We start from the raw sequence: 4,975 nt of genomic DNA on the forward strand, positions 1-4,975 counted from the left end.
AGTCCATAATGGATGCACCCAGTGTCCGCCGCTATGCCCCCATAGCCGCTGTCATGTTCCGTACAGGTCCCGGTGGGCGGGCCAGAACATGCCGGCAGGTGAGGGCGACTCGGGTCAGCCTCAGGGCTCCGACGTGTTCGGGATATGCCAGTTGTGTCAGGGGAGCCGTGAGGGCGCAGTGCGTCGGAGGTCCGGGATGAAGCGGTAGCCAGCGCGGCGCAGGACGTCGATGACGGCTGAGCGGATGGCGGCGAGGTTGGTAGGGGTGGTGTCGGCATCCTCGCTGAAGGAGATAGTACGTACGTCATGGACCTTGCCCTCGATGTGCCGGTGCCCTTGCTCAGCAGCGCCAGCGCCCCGGCCAGCCGCTATGAAGAAGAAAACGTTCAACTAGGAGCATGGCTCTGGTCTCTGCAGACCGCTGACCAGGGAAAACATGCGGAAGAAGATAGACCGGCGGTCTCTAGCGGTCGGCGCACCGCACGCATCATGCTGGAAGCAGGGGGCTCAGCAAGCTTGATCGCAACGGAGCAGGCTTCTGAACCTGCCCCAACAGCCCGCTTCGAGCTCCTGACTTTAGTGCTACAGAGCTAGATCACATTTTGTGTATCATGATCCCGAATTAGAGATGCTTCTGGCCGGTCCGCTGATGGTCCTACAGATGGGGCAAACATCCCAATTCCGTGTAGAAAAACATGATCCTACTCCAAGTATAAGGATCTAGCTCTGTAGTGTTAGGGTCCTGACGCGAGGCGGGCGGTGCGCTGACCGCTAGAAGCCGCCCCTTGTCTCCAGGCTGCGAAGCCACTCCCGTGAGTCACAAGGCTGATAGTAACGCATGGCGTGGAGTGCCATAATGCCACCGAAACCATCCAGTCAGGAGGTGGCAAGTGGTGACCACCACGGCTGTGGCCATCCGCTCGGCGGCCCGGTGGGTACCCCGACGGTTCCCGCGCACGGTCTGGGGCCGACTGTGGATCATGCTGCTTGCTGCCGTGGCGGTCTCCGTCGCGTTCGGCGTCGCAACAAATCTGGTGCTCGCCCGACAACAAAACGTGGTCGCGTCCCTCGCCGCCGACGACGGGCCGGCCAGCATCGACACCGCGCGGGTACACACAGCGCTGTCAGACGCGGACCAAGCCGCAGCGACGAGTTTCCTGTCCCAGGGGGCCGAGCGGCTGGGCGGCTCCGGCCCGATATATCAGGACAAAATCAAAATCGCGACCCAGGGGCTGGCCAAGGTGGCCGCAGTCACCCCCGCCGGAGGCGTCAGCGCTGAACAGGTTCAGGCCATCGAGGCGCTGATCGTCGTGTATATCGGACTCGTCGACCAAGCTCACGCGAACGTGGACCACGGCAATCTCAGCGTGACCTATCTAGCGTACGCCTCCCACCTCATGCACACTTCGGACACCGGTATCCTCGCGCGGGTCGACCAGCTCGCTGCCTTGGATGCAACGCAAGTCGCTCGGCGAGGCTCCACCCATTGGCTGTCGTCGGCCGTGATCGTCGCCCAGTTCATTGGGGGCATGGCACTTATCACCCTGCTCGTCGGTATCCAGGCGTTTCTGGCGCGGAGGTTCCGGCGGGTGCTGAACCCGGCGCTGTGCGCGGCGACCGTTCTTGGGATCATCCTGCTCACGCTGACGTCGTTCCAGACCGCCCACACCCGCAACGACATCCATGACGGAGTGGCTGCGCTCCAAGGTGTGATCGGGGCCGAGATGGATATGGCTCTCCTCGCCGATGATTACGGTGCCCGCGCCAGATCCCTCATCGCCCCACAGGACGTCGCGAATGCTCTCCCAAGCGTTGGCGGTGGGGATGCCGTCGACAGCCTGCGAGTTGACCGGACGGCGGCCACCATGTTCGCAGGCGCAACGAACGCCAAACGTTTCAGCAGCCTGCTGGATCCCGTTCTTCGCCTCGATGCCACGGAAGCTGAGCGTACGGCAGTCTCCCAGGCGAACACGGCATACCGGGAATTCACCACCATTGACCAGGATATGAAAGTCGACGCTAGCGATACCGACGCTGACCATACCCGGGAGGCTGTCTTGGCGCCCCGTACCAGCAGGCTTTTGAACGCATACCAGCGGACTGAGGACGCACTCGGCGCGACGGCTGAGTCTACGCAGCGACGCTTCGACACGGCGACGCATGCCGCCGCGTCGAAGTACTGGCTCGGCACCGGTATCCCGGTTCTAACCGGCGTGGTGGTACTGCTGCTGATCATCGGGGTTTTCCCCCGACTAGGCGAGTACCGGTGATGATCGTACCGGTGCGGCGGATCGCCGCGATTTGTCTGACGTTGCTCCTCGCCAGCGTCTGGCTGCCCTCTTGTTCAGAGGGCGACACAGCCGGCACCGTGACGGTGTTCGGCCCCTGGACTGGCTCGGAACAGGACTCTTTCCTCGCGATGGTCCGACCGTTTGAGGTGAGGACCGGGATCCGTGTCCGGTACGAAGGGGCGCGTGACTTGGACGCCGTAGTCACGAGCCGGCTGCAGAACGGAACCCCACCGGATCTCGTAGCCTTGTCCACCCGCGGCGAACTGTTGGACCTGTCCGCCCGTGGTGCCCTGCTGTCACTCGACTCGGTCCTCGAGCCGCAGATGGCGAAGCAGTACGGCTCGGAGTGGCTACGGCTCGGGCAGGACAAGGGCAAGCAGAAGGCAATCTTCGTCAAGGTGGCGCTGAAGGGCCTCGTTTGGTATTCGCCGACGTCGTTCCAGGCCGCCGGCTATCAGCCGCCTGCGGACTGGACCAGCTTGGCCGACCTCACCCACCGGATCCAGGCGGCAGGTGATAGGCCCTGGTGCCTGGGACTGGAGTCGAGTTCGACGTCGGGGTGGCCGGGTACCGATTGGGTGGAGGACATCTTGCTGCACCAGGCGGGTCCGGAATTCTACCGACGCTGGTCACAGGGGCAGCTGGAGTGGACCTCGCAGAAGGTGAAGCAGGCATGGGAGACTTGGGGCAAGATTATCAACGACTCCGTTGCTGGCGGCCCGCTCGGCGTCTTGCTGACCAACTTCGGGAACGTCGGCAACGGCATGTTCACCGACCCGCCTCGCTGCACCCTTGACCACGAAGCCTCATTCATCACCGACTTTTACAAGCGCTACAAGCGCGATGGCCACCCTCTTGTAGCAGGCAAAGACTTCGACTTCTTCCAGCTGCAGCCGGACAACCCTGGCACCTCGACACAGGAGGTCGCCGGGGACCTGCTCGGCATGTTCCGGGATACGCCCGCGGCCCGCCGGCTCGTCCGTTACATCGCCACCCCCGAGGCACAGCAGATATGGGTTCACCGGGGGGGCGCCATCTCCCCGAACCACGAGGTCCCACTCGACGCCTACCCAGATACGGTGTCCCGGAAGATGGCCCAGATCGCAGTCGATGCCACGGACGTCGAATTCGACGCGTCCGATCTCATGCCGGCCGCCATGCAGACTGCCTTTTACCAGGCGGTGCTCGCCTACATCGCCGACCCAGGCCGGTTGGAAAGTCTGCTCGAAAACTTGGAGGACGTGCGCACGCTTACTTATTGATCCGCAGCCTCACTTGTACCGTAAGACCCTCGGGCTGCCCCCGGCTCCGCAACACCAGACCGACACGACATCGCGGCAGTTCCTGCGCACCCAGGCGTCGACGATGCTGGCAGTGGACTTCTTCCACGTGGACTGCGCGGTGACGCTGCAGCGTCTGTACTGCTTCTTCCTCATCGAAGTCGGCTCCCGCACCGTCCACATCCTCGGGGTCACCGCCCACCCCGACGGTCCGTGTGGACCACCCAACAAGCCCGGCACCTTACTCATGGACCTCGGTGACCGGGCTGCCGGGCTTCCGGTTCCTGGTCCATGACCGGGCAGGTCAGGTCAGGTCAGGTCAGGTCAGGTCAGGTCACCGCATCCTTCGACGCGGTCCTCGCCGACGCCGGCATCACCGCGATCAAGAGCCCACCCCGAACCCCGCGGGCGAACGCCTACGCGGAATGGTTCGTCCGCACGGCCCGGACCGAGGTCACTGACCGGATGCTGATCTTCGGTGAGTGGCATGTGCGCACCGCCCTGGCCGAGTACGCGGCCCACTACAACGGACGACGGCCTCACCGTGGCTGCGCTTTTCAACCACCACGGCCTGACTACCCCGTCGCAGACCTGACCAGGGAGCGGATCAAGCGCCGGCCCGTCCTCGGCAACTTGATCAACGAATAGGAACGAGCCCCTAAAATCCCAGGTCAACGCCCGTAGCCGACTTCTGACACCCCACATGGTCCCGCGTCGAGCGACTGGGTCATGAACACGACATTATGGCTTTCCGCAGCCTGCCTCCGATCCACTTGTAGGGATGGCGCTGGTGGGCTGGTTGCCGTGCTGGTCAGTGCACCGGGTGGCGAACGCGGCGGCGGTCGGGTCTGCGTCGAGGTCGCTGTAGAGGTGGCTCGCGCGGGGCGGTGGGGTGCTGCGGGCCGCGTAGCGCGTCAGCGAACCCGTGGAGGCGGCGGCTGACGCGGCCCCCAGTTGACCAGCGCCGAATCCGACTCGCTGCCGTAGAAGGTCTCGCCCCCGTGGTCGGCTGGTCGCCACGGGGTCGCTGGGCGCGTCGTCGGCAGAGCCAGCCGAGGAAGAAGGCCAGTGTGGTTAGCGGCGCCAGCACCAGGCTGAGTAGGACGCTGTCGGTGTGGGTGGCGCCGTGGCTGGGCGCGGTCGCGAGGAGGATCGCGGTGGCGGTATGGACCGAGTGCCCCGTACCAGGCCGGCAGCCTCGTCCCCGTGGTGGTCTGGTGGGTCGACATCGCGGTGCGGGTCATCGTCCGCCGGGCGGCCGTGTGAGGAAGGATCGTGGTGCCTGGCGGCCCGGCCTGGTTTGTGATCCCCTGACGTAGGATGTCCCGGGTCTGTATCTGCCACTGACCTGCGACTATCTGTAGCGTGAAGTAATCCCCTGTCGCGACAGGGCCAGCCCGACGA

At 64.5% G+C, this 4,975-nt stretch carries 5 protein-coding genes; 4 read left to right on the forward strand and 1 reads right to left on the reverse strand.

What is annotated here, in order from left to right; translation table 11 throughout:
* Nucleotides 1-156 precede the first annotated feature (156 nt).
* Entirely contained in the window at nt 157-390 is a 234-nt protein-coding gene (locus MJ797_RS25885) for a hypothetical protein (RefSeq protein ID WP_239342238.1), read from the reverse strand.
* Between the two features lie 503 nt (nt 391-893).
* On the opposite strand from MJ797_RS25885, the gene MJ797_RS25890 reads away from it, so the two are divergent.
* The 4 genes from MJ797_RS25890 to MJ797_RS25905 are packed head-to-tail and all read left to right on the forward strand — an operon-like array spanning nt 894 to nt 4,219.
* A complete protein-coding gene (locus MJ797_RS25890; protein ID WP_239342240.1) occupies nt 894-2,270 on the forward strand; it encodes a hypothetical protein in 1,377 nt (458 codons plus the stop codon).
* A gap of 11 nt (nt 2,271-2,281) precedes the next feature.
* A complete protein-coding gene (locus MJ797_RS25895) occupies nt 2,282-3,553 on the forward strand; it encodes an ABC transporter substrate-binding protein (RefSeq protein ID WP_239342242.1) in 1,272 nt (423 codons plus the stop codon).
* Between the two features lie 13 nt (nt 3,554-3,566).
* Nucleotides 3,567-3,866: a hypothetical protein gene (locus MJ797_RS25900; RefSeq protein WP_239342243.1), complete on the forward strand. Its 300-nt coding sequence runs from the start codon at nt 3,567-3,569 to the stop codon at nt 3,864-3,866.
* The gene (locus MJ797_RS25905) at nt 3,863-4,219 is read left to right on the forward strand and encodes a transposase (RefSeq protein WP_239342244.1); all 357 of its coding nucleotides are present in this window, start codon (nt 3,863-3,865) and stop codon (nt 4,217-4,219) included. The genes MJ797_RS25900 and MJ797_RS25905 overlap by 4 nt, the downstream gene beginning before the upstream one ends.
* The last annotated feature ends 756 nt before the right edge of the window (nt 4,220-4,975 follow it).

The organism is Protofrankia sp. CiP3 (assembly GCF_917627345.1).
Lineage (GTDB): Bacteria > Actinomycetota > Actinomycetes > Frankiales > Frankiaceae > Protofrankia.

Bases quoted from the DNA above. Each gene is read 5' to 3' on its own strand.
- MJ797_RS25905 (WP_239342244.1), top strand. From the start codon at position 3,863: ATGACCGGGCAGGTCAGGTCAGGTCAGGTCAGGTCAGGTCAGGTCACC.